Origin of the sequence: Dokdonella fugitiva, from assembly GCF_014138265.1 — a bacterium.
Taxonomy (GTDB): Bacteria; Pseudomonadota; Gammaproteobacteria; order Xanthomonadales; family Rhodanobacteraceae; genus Dokdonella_A; species Dokdonella_A fugitiva_A.
The window spans coordinates 734,574-753,504 of sequence record NZ_JACGXL010000001.1 but is presented as its reverse complement, the minus strand read 5'-3'; the positions used below and the strand labels follow the sequence as shown (position 1 = coordinate 753,504).

The following is an 18,931-nucleotide window of genomic DNA, read 5'->3' as shown; positions in this document are numbered from 1 at the left end:
CCCTCACGCCTGGCGTTGCCGATACACGACGGTTCTCCCCAGAACCGCGCTTGTGGCCCCTCTCTGAACCCAAGCGCGGGCGGCACCCTATCAGTGCGTGTGGCGAAAGTAATGCTGCGCGGCAACGTAAAACGTTTTCATTCGTCCATGCCGACATGATCGATCGTCATGTCGATATGCATCGAACCACGGCGGCGCGGCGTGCTCAGGGCGATGCGGCGATCGGTTCGACCTCGGCGGCCGCCAGCGTCGCGATGCGCGCGCGGCCGACGCGCATTGCGCCCTCGTAGGTCCAGTGCAGGTCGTCGTCATGCAGGCCGATGTCGCGCAGGGTCGCTTCGGCGATCGACGGAATCGGCATGCCTGCTTCCGCGCGATAGCGCACCTCCACCGGCAGGTCGCGCAGGACCAGCGTATCGGTCGCCGGGCGACCGGTTTCGCGCAACCAGCGCCTTTCGAGCACGCTGCGCACGCGTGCGGAGTCGGCCGTAGTGGCGCGCGTGACGAGCGCGACATACGGCAACTCGTAACGTTCGCTGCGCACGACATCCTGCGTGTCGGTCCATGCCCTGAAGCCGACGAAATTGCGGCTCGCCACGACGCGTGGCGCAGGCTCGTCGCCGAACAGCAGTGTCGCGATCGCGCGCACGAGCGGCGGGCGCCTGCCGATGCCGCAACTCTCGATCAACAACTGCGTCGCGCCGTCGGCGACGGCGCGATCGAGGGGTGGGAATGCTTCGCTCGAATGTGCGACGTTCATTGCCGTCAACGTCGCCGGGCTGCCGTCGCCCGCGTAGATCGACACGCGCAGGCCGTACCATTCCGAACCATGGGCGACGACGCGGATCGTGCCCCAGGGCGCCCCGCCGCGCGCCGCTTCGCGCGCGAGATACTCGCGCACCTCGGCGAGCGAGCGCAGGCCGGTGATCGTTTCGTCGTCGGCGCCCGCCTGCATGCGGTAGTACGTGGCGGCCGCCGCGAAGAAGCCCGCGCCTTCGCGATCGCTGCCGAGCACGAAGGTCACCGAAGGTCGTGCGCAAGCGACGCTCGCGTGGACGAGGATCCACGCGAGCGTCAGGCCGAGCAGGCGTTCAACCGCGCGCGGCACGCACGAGCGTCTGCATCGGATAGTCACCGAAGCCGTCGCCGCCGACGAGCACCGCGTAGCGCCCGAGGCGCACGAGTACGCGCTCGCCGAGGGCGAACCACGTTGCGAGGTCGGGGCGCAGCGAAAGCAGCTTCGCGTACGCGGGACTGTCGCGACGGATCCGCAACACGACGCACTGCGCGTCCTGTTCGACGTCGGTCCAGACGCCTTCGACGAGGCGGAAGTGCTTGCCCGCGACGTCGCGCAGATCGGCCGCCTTCGGCGCCGTAGTGTTGGCCGCAGGAAGGCCCGCCATGAGGCGCAAGCCGTCGGCCAGCGCGTCGCCGTGGCCCATGGTCGCGCGTTGCGCCGTAGGCTGGGCGACCTTGACCGGAGGCGTTCCGTCGCTGCGGCGTTCCTCGCTGACCGCGACGAAGGAGGTGTACGGCGTGACGATGCCGTAGTCGAGGCTGAGCTTCACGAGGTCGCGCTTCGCTCCGCCTTCGACGTCGCCGTAATAACCGCGCGCGTCGAGTTCGTCGGCGATGCGGGCGCGTGCCCACAACGTGCGCAGCGGTGCGTTGCGCGCACTGGCTTCGCCCGAAGATGCCTGGACGGTGGCCGAGTACGCGCCCGTGCCGCTCGTTCCACCGAGATGGATCTCGCCGGTCGCTGCGCCGCGGTATTTGCCGATCAGCACGATCGGTCGCTCCGCGAACAGGTCGGGCAGTTTCTGCGGAATCACGTCGTAGGCGTCGAAGCCGCGGAACTCGACCGTCACGTGCGTCAGCAGCGGGCGGTCGATGTATTCGCGGAAGCGCCGGATCTCGTCGGCGCCCTGCTGCACGTCGGCAGCGAAGAACGGTTCACCGAGCCCGGCGCGGGCGAGCATGTGCATCACCGGAACGTCCGCGCCACCGCCGGTGCCGAATGCGAACACGTTGGCTTCGTCGAGGTGCGCGCGGATCAGGCGGGACGCTTCGCCGCCGGCGGCGATCCCGCCATCGGTGAGGACGACGATGCTGCGCGACATGCCGTCGGCGTGCGGCAGCGCGTAGGCGGTCTCGAGCGCCGGGATCAGCTCGGTGCCGCCGCCCGCGCCGGTCTTGTCGATGAGGTCGTGCGCGCGCCTGAGGGTGTCTTCGCCGACCGGCAGCGACCCCTTGGGCTCGAGCACTTCGGAGCCTCCGGCGAACAGCACGAGGTTGAAGCGGTCATGCGGGTGCAGCGTCGCCAGCAGCTCCTGCATGAGCGCCTTCGCCGTATCGATCGGCGCGCCCGACATGGAGCCGGACACGTCGAGGACGAAGATGTACTCGCGCGGCGTCACCGTCGCTGGCGCAGGCGAGCGCGGCGGCTGCGTCATGAGCAGGAAGAAATTCTCCGCAGGCCCCGGATAGAGCAAAAGGCCGCTGGCGATTTCGTTGCCGGCGAGCGAGAAGCGCAGGTGGAAATCGCGCGTCGACGCCTTCACCTCGTCGTCGGCGAGCCGGACGGTCGCTTCGGCGGCACCGGGACGGTCGACGACGACGTGGTGCGACGGGCTCTCGACCGACGCGATCGGCACGCCGGAGCGAATGCGCACATTCGCCGCGAACGCGTAGTCGGTGACTTCCGGTGCGGAGGAGCGTGGCGTCGCGACCGTCGCATCGCCGGGTCGCGCGTAGCGTTCGACGCCGAAGGTGTTGGGCAATTCGAGCTCGTAGACGCCGCGCGTCGGCACCAGCAGTTCGTTGTAGCGCAATTCGACGTCGATGCGATCGCCGGGCAGGATGTTCGCGAGGTTCATCACGAACGTGCCCGGGTCGTGTTGTTCGAGCAGGGCCGCGGTATGACCCGATTCCTTCGCGGTTTCGTACGTCTGCCGCGCCTGGTCGCGTTCCTGCAGCTTCGCTTCCACCACGCGGTCGCCGATGCGCATGGACAGCGCGGAAACCGCGCCGCGGTCGGACACCGGGAATACGTAGGTCGCCTCGATCGTCGCCGTGCCGCGATTCTCGTAGGTCTGCTTCAAGGTGACATCGGCGATCGGCCCGACGATGTCGACCGTTGCCGTGGACTGCAGCAGCGGAAGACGGTCGACGCCGCCATTGACCGAGAAGTAGGGCGCGCCGTGTTCGGCCGCACCGACGGTGCTGCAAGTAGCGAACAAGGCGAACATTGCCGCGAATGCGGCTTTCACGAATCCGTGCTTCACGGCATCGACCCTCCCCTGGTGACCGGGGCCGATTCTTGCACGGGGCGGGCCGGTATCGATACCGGCCCGGTCGGCGAAGATCAGCCCGCCTTGTGCCTGGCGAGCTTGAGCCAGGTGTCGACGACGGTGTCGGGATTGAGCGATACCGATTCGATGCCCTCGTCCATCAGCCATTCGGCGAGGTCGGGATGGTCGCTCGGGCCCTGGCCGCAGATGCCGACGTACTTGCCCTTCGCGCGCGCGGCCCTGATCGCCATCGACAGCAGCTTCTTGACCGCCGGATCGCGTTCGTCGAACAAGTTGGCGACGATGCCCGAATCGCGATCGAGGCCGAGCGTGAGCTGGGTGAGGTCGTTCGAGCCGATCGAGTAGCCGTCGAAGATCTCGAGGAACTCCTCGGCGAGCAATGCGTTGGACGGAACCTCGCACATCATGATGATCTTGAGGCCGTCCTTGCCCTGCTCGAGGCCGTTCTTCTCCAGCACCTCGATCACCTTGCGGCCTTCCTCGAGCGTGCGCACGAACGGGATCATCACCCACGCGTTGGCGAGGCCCATCGTCTCGCGCACCTTCTTCATCGCGCGGCACTCGAGCGCGAACGCGTCGGCGAAGCTCGGATCGACGTAGCGACTCGCGCCGCGGAAGCCGATCATCGGGTTTTCCTCGTGCGGCTCGTAGCGCTTGCCGCCGATGAGGTTGGCGTACTCGTTCGACTTGAAGTCGGACAGGCGCACGATCACCGGGTTCGGCGCGAACGCCGCGGTGATCGTCGCGATGCCTTCGGCGAGGCGGTCGACGTAGAAATCGACCGGGCTCGCGTAGCCCGCGCTGCGCTCGTCGATCTGCCGCTTCGTCTCCGCGTCCTGCTTGTCGTATTCGAGCAGCGCCTTCGGATGCACCGCGATGTGGCTCGCGATGATCATCTCGAGACGGGCGAGGCCGACGCCCGCGTTCGGCAGCATCGCGAAGTCGAACGCGCGTTCCGGGTTGGCGACGTTCATCATGATCTTCAGCGGCGCCGGCGGCATCGCGCCGAGGTCGGCGGTGACGCGGTCGAATTCGAGGCGGCCTTCGTAGATGAAGCCGGTGTCGCCCTCGGCGCACGAGATCGTCACTTCCTGGCCGTCGGTGATCGCGTCGAGCGCGTTGCCGGTGCCGACCACCGCGGGCACGCCTAGTTCGCGCGCGATGATCGCCGCGTGGCAGGTGCGTCCGCCGCGGTTGGTGACGATGGCGGCGGCGCGCTTCATCACCGGTTCCCAATCGGGATCGGTCATGTCGGCGACCAGCACGTCGCCGGGCTCGACGCGGTTCATGTCCTTGATCGAGCGGATCACGCGCGCCTTGCCGGCGCCGATCTTCTGGCCGATCGAGCGGCCTTCGGCGAGCACCTTGCCGCGCGACTTGAGCTGGAAGCGTTCGATCTGCGTAGCGCGTGCGCGCGACTTCACCGTCTCCGGGCGCGCCTGCAGGATGTAGATCTTGCCGGTGTGGCCGTCCTTGCCCCACTCGATGTCCATCGGGCGATCGTAGTGCTTCTCGATGATCAGCGCCTGGCGCGCGAGCTCGTGCACGTCCTCGTCGCTGATGCAGAAGCGCGCGCGGTCCGCCTGCGAGGTCTCCTCGATCGTCACGCGCTCGCCCGGCTTCTTCGAGTAGACCATCTGCTGCTGCTTGGAGCCGATCTGCCGGCGCAGGATCGCCGGCTTGCCCTGCGCGAGGGTCGGCTTGTAGACGTAGAACTCGTCCGGATTGACCGCGCCCTGCACGACCATCTCGCCGAGGCCGTAGCTCGCGGTGACGAACACCGCGTCGCGGAAGCCCGACTCGGTGTCGAGCGTGAACAGCACGCCGGACGCGCCGACGTCGGAACGCACCATGAGCTGCACGCCTGCGGAGAGGAACACGTCCTCGTGCTTGAAGCCGTGGTGCACGCGGTAGGCGATCGCGCGGTCGTTGTAGAGCGAGGCGAACACTTCCTTGACCTTGTGCAGCACGTCCTCGACGCCCGAGACGTTGAGGAAGGTTTCCTGCTGGCCCGCGAACGACGCGTCGGGCAGGTCCTCGGCGGTCGCCGACGAGCGCACCGCGACCGACACGTCGGCGGCGCCCGCGTCCTTGCAGAGCTTGGCGTAGGCGTCGCGGATCGCCTGGTCGAGGTCGGCCGGTAGCGCGGTGTCGACGATCCAGCCGCGGATCTCGGTGCCGGCCTTGACCAGCGCGTCGACGTCCTCGACGTCGAGCGTGGCGAGGCGATCCTGGATGCGGCGCGCGAGCCCGCTCTTCTCGAGGTAGGACTGGAACGCCTGCGCGGTCGTCGCGAAGCCGCCCGGCACCGATACGCCGAGCTTGGCGAGGTTGCCGATCATCTCGCCGAGCGAGGCGTTCTTGCCGCCGACCTTGCCGAGATCGGACATGCGCAGCTCATCGAGCCAAAGGACCAGGTCGCTCAAGGGATTACTCCGTGGGATAGAGAAGGCCGGTTTGCGGCAGTGCGCAATTTTCGGGCTTTGCCGCGGTTCCGGCAAGCCGGAACGGGGGGACGCGGCCGCTGCCGTGGCCTGCGGGCGTGCCTGGCGCGGAAAAGCCGGCCGCTTCCCGTAGACTCGCCCGCGAAGGACGCCCCGGGAGCCCCATGCGCCGCACGATCTTCTACGTCTCCGACGGTACCGGCATCACCGCCGAAACGATCGGCCACAGCGTGCTCACCCAGTTCGACTCGGTCGAGTTCGACACCTACCGCATCCCGTTCGTCGACGGCGAGGACAAGGCACGCGCGGCGACGGTGCGCATCCGCACCGCCTACGCGCAGAGCGGCGCGCGGCCGATCGTCGTCAACACGATCATGGACAAGAAGCTCAGCGACATCGTCGCCGAGAGCGGGGCGCTCATGCTCGACGTGTTCGCGCCGTTCCTCGGGCCGCTCGAGGCGGAACTCGGCACGATGCGCTCGCCGCGCGTCGGCAAGGCCCATGGTCTCACCGACTTCACCGAGTACGAGGCGCGCATCAACGCGACCAACTACGCGCTCAGCCACGACGACGGCATCGACGTGAACTATGGCGACGCCGACGTCATCCTCGTCGGCGTGTCGCGCGTCGGCAAGACGCCGACCTGCCTGTACATGGCGTTGCACTACGGCGTGCGCGCGGCGAACTACCCGCTGACCGAGGAAGACCTCGAGCGCCTCGAGCTGCCCAGGCGGCTGCTGCCGTACCGCGCGCGCCTGTACGGCCTGACGATCGAGCCGCAGCGCCTCGCCCAGGTGCGGCAGGCGCGCCGCCCGGGCAGCCAGTACGCGGAGATCAAGCAGTGCCGCTGGGAGCTCGAGCAGGCGGACAAGCTGTTCCGCCGCGACGCGATCCCGGTGCAGAACACCACGCACACGTCGATCGAGGAGATCGCGAGCAAGATCCTCGCCGAACTCGGCATCGAGAAGCATATGTTCTGAGTCCACGGTCGCACGCGCGCGCGGCGCGCGGCGGCTATGCTCGCCGTTCCGGCGCAACGCGCCACGATCCTGGGGAATCATCATGCGTCATGACGCTCACCCGTACCGGGCGCGCTTCCGGCCGCTCGCGGCTGCCGTCGGCTTCGCGCTCGCGACCGCTGTCTGCGCGCCGCTCCATGGCGCCGATGGCACGCCCACCGATCGCGTGCCGTACACGATCCTGCTGCGGGGCGAGCCGGTCGCGACGTACCACGGCGGCACGCCCGGCTTCGCCGCGCCGCCGCACGTCGCCCTGGGCCGCAAGGCCGGTCGGCCCGACCTTCGCTCGCCTGCGGCGCTCGCCTACGTCGACTACCTGCAGCAGCGCCAGGGTACGTTCGTCGCCGACCTCGAGCGCACGCTCGGTCGTTCGCTCGACGTCGTCGCGAAGATGCAGCATGCGCTCAATGGCATCATCGTCGACCTGGACGATGCGGAAGCGGCGCGCATCGCGCAACGAGCCGACGTCGAACTGGTCGAACGCGAGCGCGTGCTCGAGCTCGACACGGATCGCGGTCCGGCGTTCATCGGCGCACCGTCGATCTGGGACGGCACTGCGAGCGGCGGTGTCGCGACCAAGGGCGAGGGCATCGTCGTCGCCGACCTCGACACCGGCATCAACTGGCAAAGCCCGGCGTTCGCCGCGACCGGACCGACCGACGGCTACGCGCACGTGAACCCGAACGGTGCCGGCAACTACCTCGGCTTGTGCGGGCCGACCCCGCCGAACGCCGATGCCGGCCGCTGCAACGACAAGCTGATCGGCATGTACAACTTCACCACGACCTCGGCGACGCGCAGCGGCGAGGATCTCGACGGCCACGGCTCGCACACCGCGAGCACGATCGTCGGCAACCACTGGCAGGCGCCGTTCGGCGGCGGCACGTTCCTCGTTTCGGGCGTCGCGCCGCACGCGAACGTGATCGCGTACAAGGTCTGCACCACGGGCTGCAGCTCGAGCGCGTCGTCGCAAGCGACCAACCAGGCCGTCGCCGACGGTGCCGACGTGCTCAACTTCTCGATCAGCGGCGGCGTGAGTCCGTGGGCGGATTCGGTGTCGATCGCGTTCCGCAACGCGGTCGGCGCGGGCGTGTTCGTGGCCGCCTCGGCAGGCAACGACGGCCCGGTCGCGGGTTCGGTGAACCACGTCGAACCGTGGGTCGAGACGGTCGCCGCGTCGACCAAGGACAATGTCGTCGCATTCCGCTTCGATCTCGTCGGCCCGGGTACGCCCCCGCCGGGGACGCAGGGCCTGCCACTGCGCCCGGCGGCGCCGCCACTGCCGACCGAAGACATCGTCGCGGCGCCGATCGTGCGCAGCCCGACGTTCGCCGACGGCAGCAACGACGGCTGCTCCGCGTTCGCCGCGGATACCTTCACCGTGGAAGCACCGGCCGACCCCGACCTCGTGTTCGCCGACGGCCTCGACGGCCCGATCGCGCCGGCACGACTCGGCGCGATCGCGGTACTCGCGCTCGACCAGAACGCGAGCAACTGCGGCAGCGTCGCGCGGCGCACGAATGCGCTCGCCGCCGGTGCCATCGGCGTGATCTTCGTCGACCGCGACTTCATCAACCTCGGCGCGAGTGCCACTTCGTGGTCGATGCTGCGCGCCGACTGGGATGCGGCGTGGACGCAGATCCAGACCGACCCCGCGCAGGCGACCGCGTCGCTGCTGCTGCCGGCGTCGTCGTTCCCGCAGCGCGGCGATGTCGTCGCCGACTTCAGTTCGCGCGGTCCGCTCGCGAACAACGGCCAGTACCTCGTCAAGCCCAACATCACCGCGCCGGGCGTCGACATCCTCGCCTCGTACGCGGCGGCCGCGGGCGGCGCGAACTCGACCGCGCTCGAGAACGGCACTTCGATGTCCAGTCCGCACACGACGGGCTCGGCCGCGTTGCTGCGCGCGGTGCACCCGGACTGGACGCCGACCGAAGTGCGTTCAGCGCTCAACATGACCGCGAAACTCGACGGCCTGATCCGCGCCGACGGCAGCGGCGTGAACGTGTGGGACCTCGGTTCCGGTCGCGTCGACCTCACGCACGCCGCACTCGCGGGTCTCGTGCTCGACGAATCCGCGGCGAACTTCCTCGCCGCCAATCCCGGCAGCGGCGGCACGCTCGCGACCTTGAACCTCGCCGAATTCACCAGCGCGAACTGCGCCACGACGTGCACGTTCACGCGCTCGGTGCGCAGTCCGGTCGTGACGGCCCAGACTTACACGATCACCTTCTCCGGCCTGCCCGCGGGAACGGTCACGACCGCGACACCGAGCCTGCCGATCGCCGCAGGCGCGACGGCTTCGTTCGGCATCCAGGTCGACGGATCCATGCTGCCGGCGGGCTGGAGCTACGGCGACGTCACGCTGACGCCGGACAACGCGGTGCAGCCCGTGCTGCACATGCCGATCGCGATCCACCGCTGAAGGCGGCCGGCGCCGCGACGGAACCTTCCGTCGCGGCGCTGAGGTGAATCACCCAGCCCCGACTTGACTCGGCTTCGCCGACCGACGCTAATCGGCGGCATGAGAAGAATCCCGTCCGCGATCCTGTCGTGCGCGCTCGCAGCGGGCGCCGCCGCGTCCGCGGTCGAGGGTGCGCTCGCGAGCGAGCGTGACGTGCTCGTCAATCCGTCGGCGCAAGCCGGCGACGAGGGAGGCATCGGCGTCGCCATCGATGCCGGCCGGGTCGCGAGCGGCGCGCCGGGCGAGGCGGCGGCGCGTGGCGCGGCGTACGTGTTCGATTGCTCCGGCATTGCGTGTACGTCGCCGCAGCGTCTCGCCCCGGGCGATCTTGCCGACGGCGATCGTTTCGGTGCCGCGGTGGCGATGTCGGGCGACACGCTCGCGATCGCCGCGACCGGTGCTTCGCCGGGCGCGGTCTACGTGTACGTGCGTGTCGCGGGCAACTGGCTGCAGCAGGCGCGCATCGCGCCTGCGGGGGCCGTGGGCGAGCATTTCGGCATCGCGCTCGCACTGGCCTCGGACACGCTCGTCGTCGGCGCCGACCGCGCCGGCACGCGTGCGGGTGCCGTCTACGTATTCACGCGGACGGGAACGGCCTGGAACCAGACCGCGCGCCTGACGCCTGCCGATGCGCATGCGGGCGACGCCTTCGGGCGTTCAGTCGCCCTCGACGCCGGCACCATCGTGGCCGGTGCGCCCCTCGCCCCGGGTGCGACGGCCGGGAGCTTCGCGCGTGGGGCGGCCTACGTGTTCACCGGCGGTGGTGCGGCCTGGTCGCAGCAGGCGAAGCTGGTGCCTGCCTCCCTCGCGGACGGCGATTCGTTCGGCTTCGCGGTCGCAATGAAGGGCGATCGGATGGTCATCGGCGCGCCGATGGCGCAATCACGCGCGGGTGCCGCGCACGTCTTCGAACGCTCCGGCAGCACGTGGAGCGAACGCGCCCGCATCGTCGCGCCGATCGGCGTTTCCGGCGATCGTTTCGGCTGGTCGGTCGCGATCAACGCGAGCCGATTGCTCGTCGGTGCGCCGTACGCGTTCGGTGCCTGCGGGCGTGCCGTGCTCTATCGCACCACGGGTTCCGCGGCATCATGGTTCGCCACGACCGACGCCGACCTCGCTGCGCCATTGCCCGAGACGCTGGCCGGCTGGTCGGTCGCGATCGACGGTGCCCGCCTCGCGACGGCCGCCCCCGGCTACGCCGCCGGCGACGACCACAGCGGCGCCGTCTACCGTTTCGACTCGACCGACGTCCTGTTCAGCGACGGATTCGAGCTGTCGGCGCTCGCGCTCGCTTGCGAGTAGGCCGCGAGCTTCAGTCGAGCAGGCGGTGTCTCACCGCGTAGCGGATGAGCTCCGCGGTGTTGCGTACCTCGAGCTTGTCGAGCACGCGGAAGCGATGGTTTTCCGCAGTCTTCGTCGACGTGCCGAGCTGGCGCGCGATCTCCTTCGTGGTGAGACCTTCGGCGATCAGGTGGAACACTTCGCGCTCGCGCGTCGTGAGGTCGCGATAGGGATCGGCCAGCACGTTGCCTGGGCTTTGCACCTGCCGCGCGAGCACCGCGGATGCGTGCGTGCCGAAATAGCCGCGTCCCGCGGCGAGCGAGCGTACCGCCTTGAGCAGTTCGCCCGTCGCGCTGTCCTTGAGCAGGAAGCCCGATGCGCCGGCGCGCACGACGTGGAGCACGTACTCCTCCTCGGCATGCATCGTCAACACGAGGATGCGCGCGGATTCGAGTTCGCGCGACAGCCGCCGCACGACCTCGATGCCGTTGAGCCTCGGCATCGAGATGTCGAGCACGATCACGTCGGGGCGAAGACGCAGCGCGAGCTCGACGGTTTCGATCCCGTCCGATGCCTGCGCGACGACCTGGCAGTCGCCGCTCGCGTCGATGAGCGCGACGAGGCCCTCGCGCAGGATCGTGTGGTCGTCGGCGACGAGCACGCGGATCGTCTTCATGTGGACGTACCTTCGGCGACCACGGCTTCGGAGATCGGCAACATCACGCGCAACTGGAAGCCTTCGCCGGCGCGTGACGACAGCGCGAGGTCGCCCCCGAACAGGCGCACGCGCTCGCCGATGCTGGCCAGGCCGGTGCTGTCGCCGTTGCGCGACTTGTCGAGCGCGGCGTCGACGTCGCATCCGATGCCGTCGTCGACGACGAGCAGTTGCAGGCGATTGCCTCGCACGGCGAGGCGCAGCACGACGTTGCGCGCGCGCGCGTGCTTGTGCGCATTGGTTAGCGCCTCCTGCGCGACGCGGAACACGAGGGTCGCCAGGCTCTCGTCGAGTTCCGGCAGCGGCCCGACGTCGACCTCGATCGCGCAGGCATCGCTCGCGGTCTGTCGCGCAAGCCAGCGCAACGCGGCGTCGAGGCCGATGTCGTCGAGGATCTGCGGGCGCAGCAGGCGCGACATCGCGCGGGTTTCCTCCACCGCGATCTCGCACAGGGCGATCGCCTCGCGCAGTGGCGCACTGTCCGCGCCACCGTGCTCGCGCGCGAGGGCGTCCAGACGATGGCGCAATGCGGTCAGGTGCTGGCCGATGCCGTCGTGGAGGTCGCGCGCGAGGCGGCGGCGCTCGTCCTCCTGCACGCGCCAGACCGAGCGCGCGAGCTGGCGGAAGTGCTGTTCGCTCGACTGCAGTTGGGAAAACAGGTGCTCCTGTTGCTCGCGCATGCGCGAGAGCAATTCGCGCATGTCGGCCGCCGGCGCGTCGAAAAGGGGAGGCGCCCGGCGCGAACGGTCGTTCATCGGGCAGCCCCGGGTTCGATGGCCAGTGTTTGCGCGAGTGCGGCGAGCGTCTCGTGGTTGGCCAGGGGAGCGTGGGCGAGTACGCGTGCATAGGTCGTGCGCGCTTCGCGGCGCGCCTCGTCGGCTGTCGCGCCGCCCAGGCGCCGTGCGGCGAACGCGTGGATCGCGAAGGCCCGTCCGTAGGCCGGCAGGCGCGCGAGCAGGGCGCGGGCCTCGCGCCACGTCGTCGCGTCGTCGTTGCCGCCGAGTTCGAGTTCCACCTCTGCGAGCCGCAGGCGCAGCGGCACGCTCGCGTAGCGCGCGACGCCGGCGCGTGCCTCGGCCAGTTCATGGACCGCATCCGCACCGCGACCGAGTTTCGCGAGCGCGCGTGCGCGCAGCAGGCGCGCGCCGAGTTCGGCGGCGAGCGCGTGAGTTTCCTGCGCGCGCGCGATCGCGGCATCCGCCCCGGCGAGTGCAGCCACCGCGTCGCCGCCGGCGAGCGCGATCTCTCCGCGGCGTGCCGACAGCGCGCTCGCCTGTTCGCCGTTCTCGACCTTCGTCGGGTCGAGTCCGTCGATCGATTGCGCCGCGCCCGCCCAGTCGCCGAGCGCCGCGTGGGTCGTGGCGCCCAACAGTTTCATCTCGGTGGCGCCGCGCACGTCACCGCGCTTCTCGAAGTCGGCGAGCGCACGCGCGGCGTGTTCGAGCGCGGCCTTGCCGTCGCCCTCGAGCTGGTCGAGCTCGGCGAGCGCGGCGTGGCTGATCGTTCCTTCCTCGGCCATCTGAAGTTCTTCGGCCGTGCGCAGGCTCGCTTCCTGCGCGGCGCGAGCGGCCTTCCAGTCGCCGCGCGCGACCTCGATCATGCCGAGGTTCTGCTGCGCGTGGACGGTGCCGGTGCGGTCGTCGACCTTCGCGTAGGTCGCCATCGCCTGTTCCGAATAGGTTTGAGCGTTGTCGAACTCGCCGATCTGGTAGTAGATGAAGCCGACATTGACCTGACTCTCTCCGATCCGTTGCGGATCGCCGCCGGACTGGCGCAGGTTGAGCGCGCGTCGGTAAGCCTCGAGCGCCTCGCGGTAGTTGCCTTGCTCCTCGAACAGCAGGCCCGAGTCGTTGGCGAGGTCGGCCATCGCACCGCTGTCGCCGAGCGGGCGGATGATCGCGCCGGCCTTGTCGAGCGCCGCGCGCGCGCCGGCGAAGTCGCCCTGGATCGAACGCACGGTCGCGAGGTTGCGCAATGTCGCGGCCTGGCCGCGCAGGTCGCCCAGATCACTGCGCAACTGTTCGGCGTGCGCGAGTTGCTCGGCGGCGAGCGTCAGCTGGCCGAGGCGGCGATAGCCGATGCCGAGCGCGTTGCTGACGTCGGCGCGCATGCGCCGATCGTCGAGGCGATTGGCGAGCACCTGCGCGCGCACGAGGTAGTCGTCGACGGCGCGCTTGGCGTCGCCGGCCTGGATCGCGTACTTGCCGAGCGCGTACCAGGCGTCGATGTCGCGCGGATCGCTCGCGACGATGGGTTCGAGCAATTTCAATGCCTCGTCGTAGTCGCCGAGGTCGGCCTTCGCGCGCGCCAGCAGGAGCGCGACGACCGCGTCGTCCGGGGTAGTCGAATGCAGACGGGCGAGCGTGGTCGATGCGCTTTGCGGATCACCGGTCACGACCTGCGCGTATGCGCGCAAACGGCGCGCAGCGATCGAATCATTCGCGGTGCCGAGGTCGGCGATGCGTCGCGCGACCGTGTTCGCGTCGGCGACGCGGCCGTCGCGATCGAGTCGTTGCAGTAGCGACCACCAGAGCGATATGTCGTCGGCGTCGGCGACCGTGCGCAAGGCAGCGTCGAACGCCTCCGGTGCGGGCGTGGCGTCCTGCATGCGCCCGAGTGCGAGCAGCGTCGATGCGGCCGGCCATTCCGCAGCCGCGGGCGGGGCGCCGAGATGGGCGAGCAGGGCAGCCTGCAGCCCGGCCAGCCGTGCCGGCAGGGCGTCGTCGTCCGTGGCGTGCACGCTGCGACTCCATTGCGGTTGTTCCGACGTGGTGTCGCGGACGGCGAGCGAGACCGTGATGCCCGAGGCGTCGCGCCGGAGGTCTCCGACGAGAAGACGGCGTGCGCCGAGGGCTTCGCTCACGCGTGCCACGTGTCGGGAGGCGGTCGCGGCATCGAAGCGCAGCTCGACGAGTGCGCGGCGCACGCGGTCGTAGTCCGCGTCGTGCCGGCCGGGCAGGCCCACGAGCGCGTCCGCGAGGTGGCGGGCAACACCCGCTGCGAGATCGCGGTCGTTCGCGTCGCCGCCTTCGACCACGAGCGGCAGCACGGCGAGATCGAGCGGCGCGGATGCGGGTTGCGCGGTCGATGTGGATGCCGGCCGGGCGTTCCAGTGGACGATCGCCACCGTCGTCGCACCGAGCAGCAGCGCGGCGGTGCACGCGGCGAGCATGCGGCGGCGCGCCCGCCCGAGTCCCGGAACGCGCTTGTGATCGATCGCGCGTACGACCTCGTCCGCGCTCTGGAAACGGCGCGCGGGCCGCAGTTCGAGCAGCTTCGCGCACAAGCGCACGACGAACGCAGGCAAGCCCGGCTTGAGCGACGACACCGACGGTGGATCGCGCACGATGCGCTGCGCGAGCATCTCCGCGGGCGTGCCGCCGCGGAACGGCAACGTGCCCGTCAACATCTCGAACAGGATCAGGCCGAGCGCATACAGGTCGCTGCGGCCGTCGATCACTTCGGCGCGGGCCTGCTCCGGCGACAGGTACTCGGGCGTGCCGATGATCACGCCGCTGCCGGTGATGCCGGTGCTGCCGGCCGAACGCGCGACGCCGAAGTCCGTGATCGCGGCGTCGCCCTTCTCGTTGATGAGGACGTTCGCGGGCTTGAGGTCGCGATGCACGACGTGCCGGTGATGCGCGGCGGCGAGGCCGAGCGCGACCTGCCGCGTGATGCGAAGTGCGTCGGCCGGCGCGAGTGCACCTTCCACGTCGAGCAGTTTCTCGAGCGAACGCCCCGCGACGTAATCCATGCTGATGAGCCAGAGTTCGCCGTGCTTGACGAGGTCGTGGATGCGCACGACGTGGGGGCTCGATACCTGGCGCGCGAGCAGCAACTCCTGGCGGAAGCGCTCGAACGCATCCGGCCGGCTCGCGAACTCCGGTCGCAGGAGTTTCAGCGCGACATCGACGTCGAGTTCGACGTCGCGTGCCTGGTAGACCACGCCCATTCCGCCCATGCCGAGCAGGCGTACGATGCGGAAGCGACCGCCGACGAGTTGCCCGGGCGAGAAATCCGCCGAGGCGATCAAGCCGGTCACGGTAGCGCTCGCCGCGACGTTGCCGGCTTCGAACGTGCGGCCCGGCGACGTCATGCGCGAGCCTCCCTCGGCGGCGAAGACGACCAGTGCGGCGCCACGCCGATCTCGCTCACCGTCGTACCGTCGACGGCCAGCAGCGTGGACAGCCCGTCGAGCGCGACGTCGAGGTCGGCGAGCGCGAGCGCGGTCGCCGCGCGATCGACGTACGCACCGAGCAACTCGGCATCGAGTTCGGTGAACACCTTCGCCTCGTCGTTCGTGTCCGCGTAGGCGATGCCGAGCACGTCGCCGCGGTACTGCATCGGCAGGCAGGCGATCGCGCGCAGGCCCTGCGCGACGACGCTCGGCTGCTCGCCGAGCCACGCGCGCACGTGCGGATCGGACGAAAACACCGGTTTGCGGTACAGCAGGGCGCGGTCGACGGCGCTGCGACTGCCGGAGAACGTGCGACCGTCGATCTCCTCCGGGCGGAACGCGTAGCACGCGCGCAGCACGAGCGCGCGGTCGGCGTCGTAGGCGAGCAGGAATCCGCGTTCGCACTCGGCGATGTCGACGATGCCTCGCAGGAGGTCGCCGATCAGGCGCGCGGTCGACTGCGCGCGCCGTTCCAGCCGCGCGGCCCAGGCGAGCGACGAGCTGCGCCGCTCGGCGGCGCGCGCTTCCAGCCGCGCCTCGGCGGCGGCGTCGATCCGCTCGAATTCGCAGAAGACGTCGCCGAGCGCGAACCACGCGTTGTCCGGCAGCATGGCCTCGCTCGCCTTCACGCCTTCGACGCGCGTGCCGTTCTTCGAACCGAGGTCGGCGATGTGCCAGCCCCGCACGCCGCTGCGCAGGCGCGCGTGACGGCGCGATACCGAATCATGCTCGATGTGCACGTCGACGCCCGCGTCGCGGCCGAGCACGAATTCGCGGTCGTCGGCCAGGACGCGCACGGCGGCCGCCTGGCCAGGGAGGTGGATGCTCAGTTTCGCAGGCATCGCGCGCCTCAGGGAACGCCGTCGAGGCGTCCGAGCGCGAACTTGACGTTGCCGCTGAGCGTGACGAGTTCGCCTTCGGCGTTGGCGAGGTCGCGCGCGGAGCGCCAGACATTCGGCAAGGCAGGGCCGCCGAGCGCGGCGCAATGCAGGTCGAGATCGTCCAGATGGGCGATCGCCTGCGCGTAGTTCGCGGCGTCGAACGCGGCGCGGCTGACGGCCAGGTCGGCCTGCAGCGTGAGCTGTGCCGACAGGCCGATCGCGGGATCGTCGAGGCGCGCCTCGAGCGCGTCGTAGCCGTCGCCGGCATCGCCCGCGTAGTCCTGCACGAGCGTCTTCACGATCACGAACTCCGAGAAGCTGCCGCCGCTGCCGCGCGCGCGTACGCTGCCCGAAGCGACGGCGCCGGTGACGTCGTGGAACGCGAGCCCGACCGGTGCCTTCATGAGGCGATACGGCGAGAACGGCGCGTAGGCGAGATCGACGGTGTGGTACTCGACGTGCACTTCGTCGTCGAACTGCAGGCCACAGCCCGAAGGCGGCTCGACCGTCACGCGTACCGGGAAGGCGGTGTCGACGACCTGGTTGCCGACCGCGGGCATGCGGCTTTCGACGTCGGCGATTTCGCCCGCATCGAGCACGTCCGCGTCGAGGCCGAGGCAGGCGACGGTGAGGTTCTGCGGATTCTCGAATTCGATTTCGAACTCGGCCGTGTAGCTGCCGCCGCCCGGGGCGGGCAGGCTGATGTCGGCGTGGGCCTTGCGGCCATCGATGATCGTGACGACCACGCTGCCCGCATGGGCGGACGTCGCGCCCACGGCGAGCGCACACGCGCAAGCGGTGCGCGCGAAGCGCGGAAAGCGGGCGGCGAGCGTGCGGATGATGTCCACGATGGACGCACGTTAATGCAGTTGCCCGGCAGCGTCGATAGCCACGCAGGCCGAATCTCCGCGCTTGGGCGAAGACACCCGCGCGGGCTGGGTGGAACCACCCACGAGCCTCGTCGTGTAGCGTTGCATTGGGGGTGCGTCGCGGCGTCGCGTGGGTGAAACCGCTCATTGAGCGGCGCGTCCGGCTGCGACGACGATGGCCATGCTGCAAACGGCAGCGCACGGCCACCGATGGAGGCCCTCATGTCCGCTCGATACACCACACTCGCCGCGGCGGTCACGCTCGCCGTCGCGTTCTCCGCTCCGGTCGATGCGCTCACGATCACGCGCGCGTTCTCCGGTCTATGGGTCGACGCGGCGCAGCCTGCGCGCGGCCTCGGTGCCGAGGTCGTCGCGGGCACCACCGGCCCCGAATTGCACGCGTACTGGTTCACCCGGGACGCGGCAGGCAAGCCCTTGTGGATCAAGGCGCAAGGGCCGATCAAGGGCAATGTCGCCGTACTCGACGCCAGCGTCGCGTCGGTTTCGCCGACCGTCCATTGGGGCAAGGTCACCGCTTCATTCGACGATTGTGGCCATGGCACCCTCGCGTTCCAGCCGGACGACAGTCGGCAGCGCACGGCGGCTTCGAGCATCGTGCGTGCTTCCGCGTCGTCTACCGACGCGTGCACGGGCGGCCTGTCGGACGACCACGTCGCCTCGAACGACGTGCGCATCGTGCAGTTCCTCGGCAACACCGGCGTCGTGCCCGCGGCGAGCGGCAAGGCGCGCTTCGAGGACCGTGGCGACCGCTCCGATTTCAAGGTGCAAGTGGAAGACCTTCCTGCAGGCGCATATTCGCTGCGCGTGGCCGGCACCGAGCGCGCGACGCTGAATGTCGTCGCGGCCTCGATCGGCACGTTCGCCGAAGCGGAATTCCGCAGTCCGGTCGAACCGGGCAAGCTGCTGCTCGACTTCGATCCGCGCGCGCAGCTCGTCGAAGTCGTGCAGGGCTCGACGGTATTCCTCAGCCGCACGTTCGCCGGTGGCACACGCGACGACGACGCGAATCCGGGCGGTACGCTCGAGCGGTACGTGCTCGAACTCGAAGCGGCGAACGACGGTCCGCAGATGCGCGCGGTGCTCGACGATGGGCGCGGACGCAGCGAATTCTCGGTCGAACTCGAAGACTTCGCCCCGGGCCGTTACACGTTGCTCGTGAATGGTGCCGAGCAGGGTGCAATCGACGTCGTCGCCGTGGAAGGCGGCACCGAGGGCGAGATCGAATTCCGCGATCCCCCCGAACCCGGACACGCCGATCTCGATTTCGACCCGCGCGGGCAGTCGATCGCGATCGTGGCGGACGCCTCGATCGTCCTGTCCGGCACGTTCCCGAGCGTGCCGACCAACAGCATCGGCCACGGCAACGGCAACGACGACCCGCCCGGGGACGACCACGGTGGGGGCGGCAACGACGATCCGCCGGGCGACGATCACGGTGGCGGCGGCAACGACGATCCGCCCGGGGACGACCACGGTGGTGGCGGCAACGACGATCCGCCGGGCGACGACCACGGTGGTGGCGGCAACGACGATCCGCCGGGCGACGACCACGGTGGCGGCGGCAACGACGATCCGCCCGGCGACGATCACGGTAGTGGCGGTGGTCGCGGCCGCGGCCGGCACTGAACGAACCCTGGCAAGGCAACGAGGGCGCCTGGCGCCCTCGTTGCACTTTCGGCGGGGAACCCCATCTTACCCGTCCCGCAGCCGGCCGCATAAGTCTGTGCGCGCCTCGTTGCCCCGCCTATG

12 protein-coding genes are annotated in these 18,931 nt (G+C 69.8%); 4 read left to right on the top strand and 8 right to left on the bottom strand.

Annotated features, from left to right (window positions below):
- Positions 1-205: 205 nt before the first annotated feature.
- The 3 genes from FHW12_RS03490 to ppsA form a co-directional block, all read right to left on the bottom strand.
- Positions 206-1,108, bottom strand: coding sequence for a hypothetical protein (locus FHW12_RS03490; RefSeq protein WP_182529590.1), 903 nt, complete (start codon positions 1,106-1,108; stop codon positions 206-208).
- On the bottom strand, positions 1,092-3,284 hold the full coding sequence (locus FHW12_RS03485; RefSeq protein WP_182529589.1) for a VIT domain-containing protein: 2,193 nt from the start codon (positions 3,282-3,284) through the stop codon (positions 1,092-1,094). The genes FHW12_RS03490 and FHW12_RS03485 overlap by 17 nt, the downstream gene beginning before the upstream one ends.
- An 80-nt stretch (positions 3,285-3,364) precedes the next feature.
- Positions 3,365-5,737, bottom strand: coding sequence for a phosphoenolpyruvate synthase (gene ppsA / locus FHW12_RS03480; protein ID WP_182529588.1), 2,373 nt, complete (start codon positions 5,735-5,737; stop codon positions 3,365-3,367).
- A 182-nt stretch (positions 5,738-5,919) separates the two neighbouring features.
- On the opposite strand from ppsA, the gene ppsR reads away from it, so the two are divergent.
- The 3 genes from ppsR to FHW12_RS03465 all read left to right on the top strand — a co-directional run bounded on the left by ppsR (position 5,920) and on the right by FHW12_RS03465 (position 10,540).
- Positions 5,920-6,735 carry a posphoenolpyruvate synthetase regulatory kinase/phosphorylase PpsR gene (gene ppsR / locus FHW12_RS03475; protein WP_182529587.1) on the top strand — a complete coding sequence of 272 codons (816 nt, stop codon included), beginning with the start codon at positions 5,920-5,922 and terminating at the stop codon, positions 6,733-6,735.
- An 82-nt stretch (positions 6,736-6,817) separates the two neighbouring features.
- On the top strand, positions 6,818-9,199 hold the full coding sequence (locus FHW12_RS03470; protein ID WP_182529586.1) for a S8 family serine peptidase: 2,382 nt from the start codon (positions 6,818-6,820) through the stop codon (positions 9,197-9,199).
- A 99-nt stretch (positions 9,200-9,298) separates the two neighbouring features.
- Positions 9,299-10,540 (top strand): FG-GAP repeat protein, encoded by a 1,242-nt coding sequence (locus FHW12_RS03465; protein WP_182529585.1) that lies wholly within the window; start codon positions 9,299-9,301, stop codon positions 10,538-10,540.
- 10 nt (positions 10,541-10,550) lie between these two features.
- On the opposite strand, the gene FHW12_RS03460 is transcribed toward FHW12_RS03465, so the two are convergent.
- Genes FHW12_RS03460 through FHW12_RS03440 form a run of 5 tightly spaced genes read right to left on the bottom strand, consistent with a single transcriptional unit; the run spans position 10,551 to position 17,140 of the window.
- A complete protein-coding gene (locus tag FHW12_RS03460) occupies positions 10,551-11,195 on the bottom strand; it encodes a response regulator (RefSeq protein ID WP_182529584.1) in 645 nt (214 codons plus the stop codon).
- The gene (locus FHW12_RS03455; RefSeq protein ID WP_259392809.1) at positions 11,192-11,935 is read right to left on the bottom strand and encodes a sensor histidine kinase; all 744 of its coding nucleotides are present in this window, start codon (positions 11,933-11,935) and stop codon (positions 11,192-11,194) included. Before FHW12_RS03455 ends, FHW12_RS03460 begins: the two co-directional genes overlap by 4 nt.
- Positions 11,936-11,985: 50 nt before the next feature.
- Positions 11,986-15,330 (bottom strand): serine/threonine-protein kinase, encoded by a 3,345-nt coding sequence (locus FHW12_RS03450; protein WP_182529583.1) that lies wholly within the window; start codon positions 15,328-15,330, stop codon positions 11,986-11,988.
- On the bottom strand, positions 15,327-16,253 hold the full coding sequence (locus FHW12_RS03445) for an FHA domain-containing protein (protein WP_182529582.1): 927 nt from the start codon (positions 16,251-16,253) through the stop codon (positions 15,327-15,329). The genes FHW12_RS03450 and FHW12_RS03445 overlap by 4 nt, the downstream gene beginning before the upstream one ends.
- An 8-nt stretch (positions 16,254-16,261) precedes the next feature.
- Entirely contained in the window at positions 16,262-17,140 is an 879-nt protein-coding gene (locus tag FHW12_RS03440) for a DUF6689 family protein (RefSeq protein WP_182529581.1), read from the bottom strand.
- A 243-nt stretch (positions 17,141-17,383) separates the two neighbouring features.
- On the opposite strand from FHW12_RS03440, the gene FHW12_RS03435 reads away from it, so the two are divergent.
- Complete coding sequence (locus FHW12_RS03435) at positions 17,384-18,808, top strand: hypothetical protein (RefSeq protein WP_182529580.1); 1,425 nt, start codon at positions 17,384-17,386, stop codon at positions 18,806-18,808.
- Positions 18,809-18,931 lie beyond the last annotated feature (123 nt).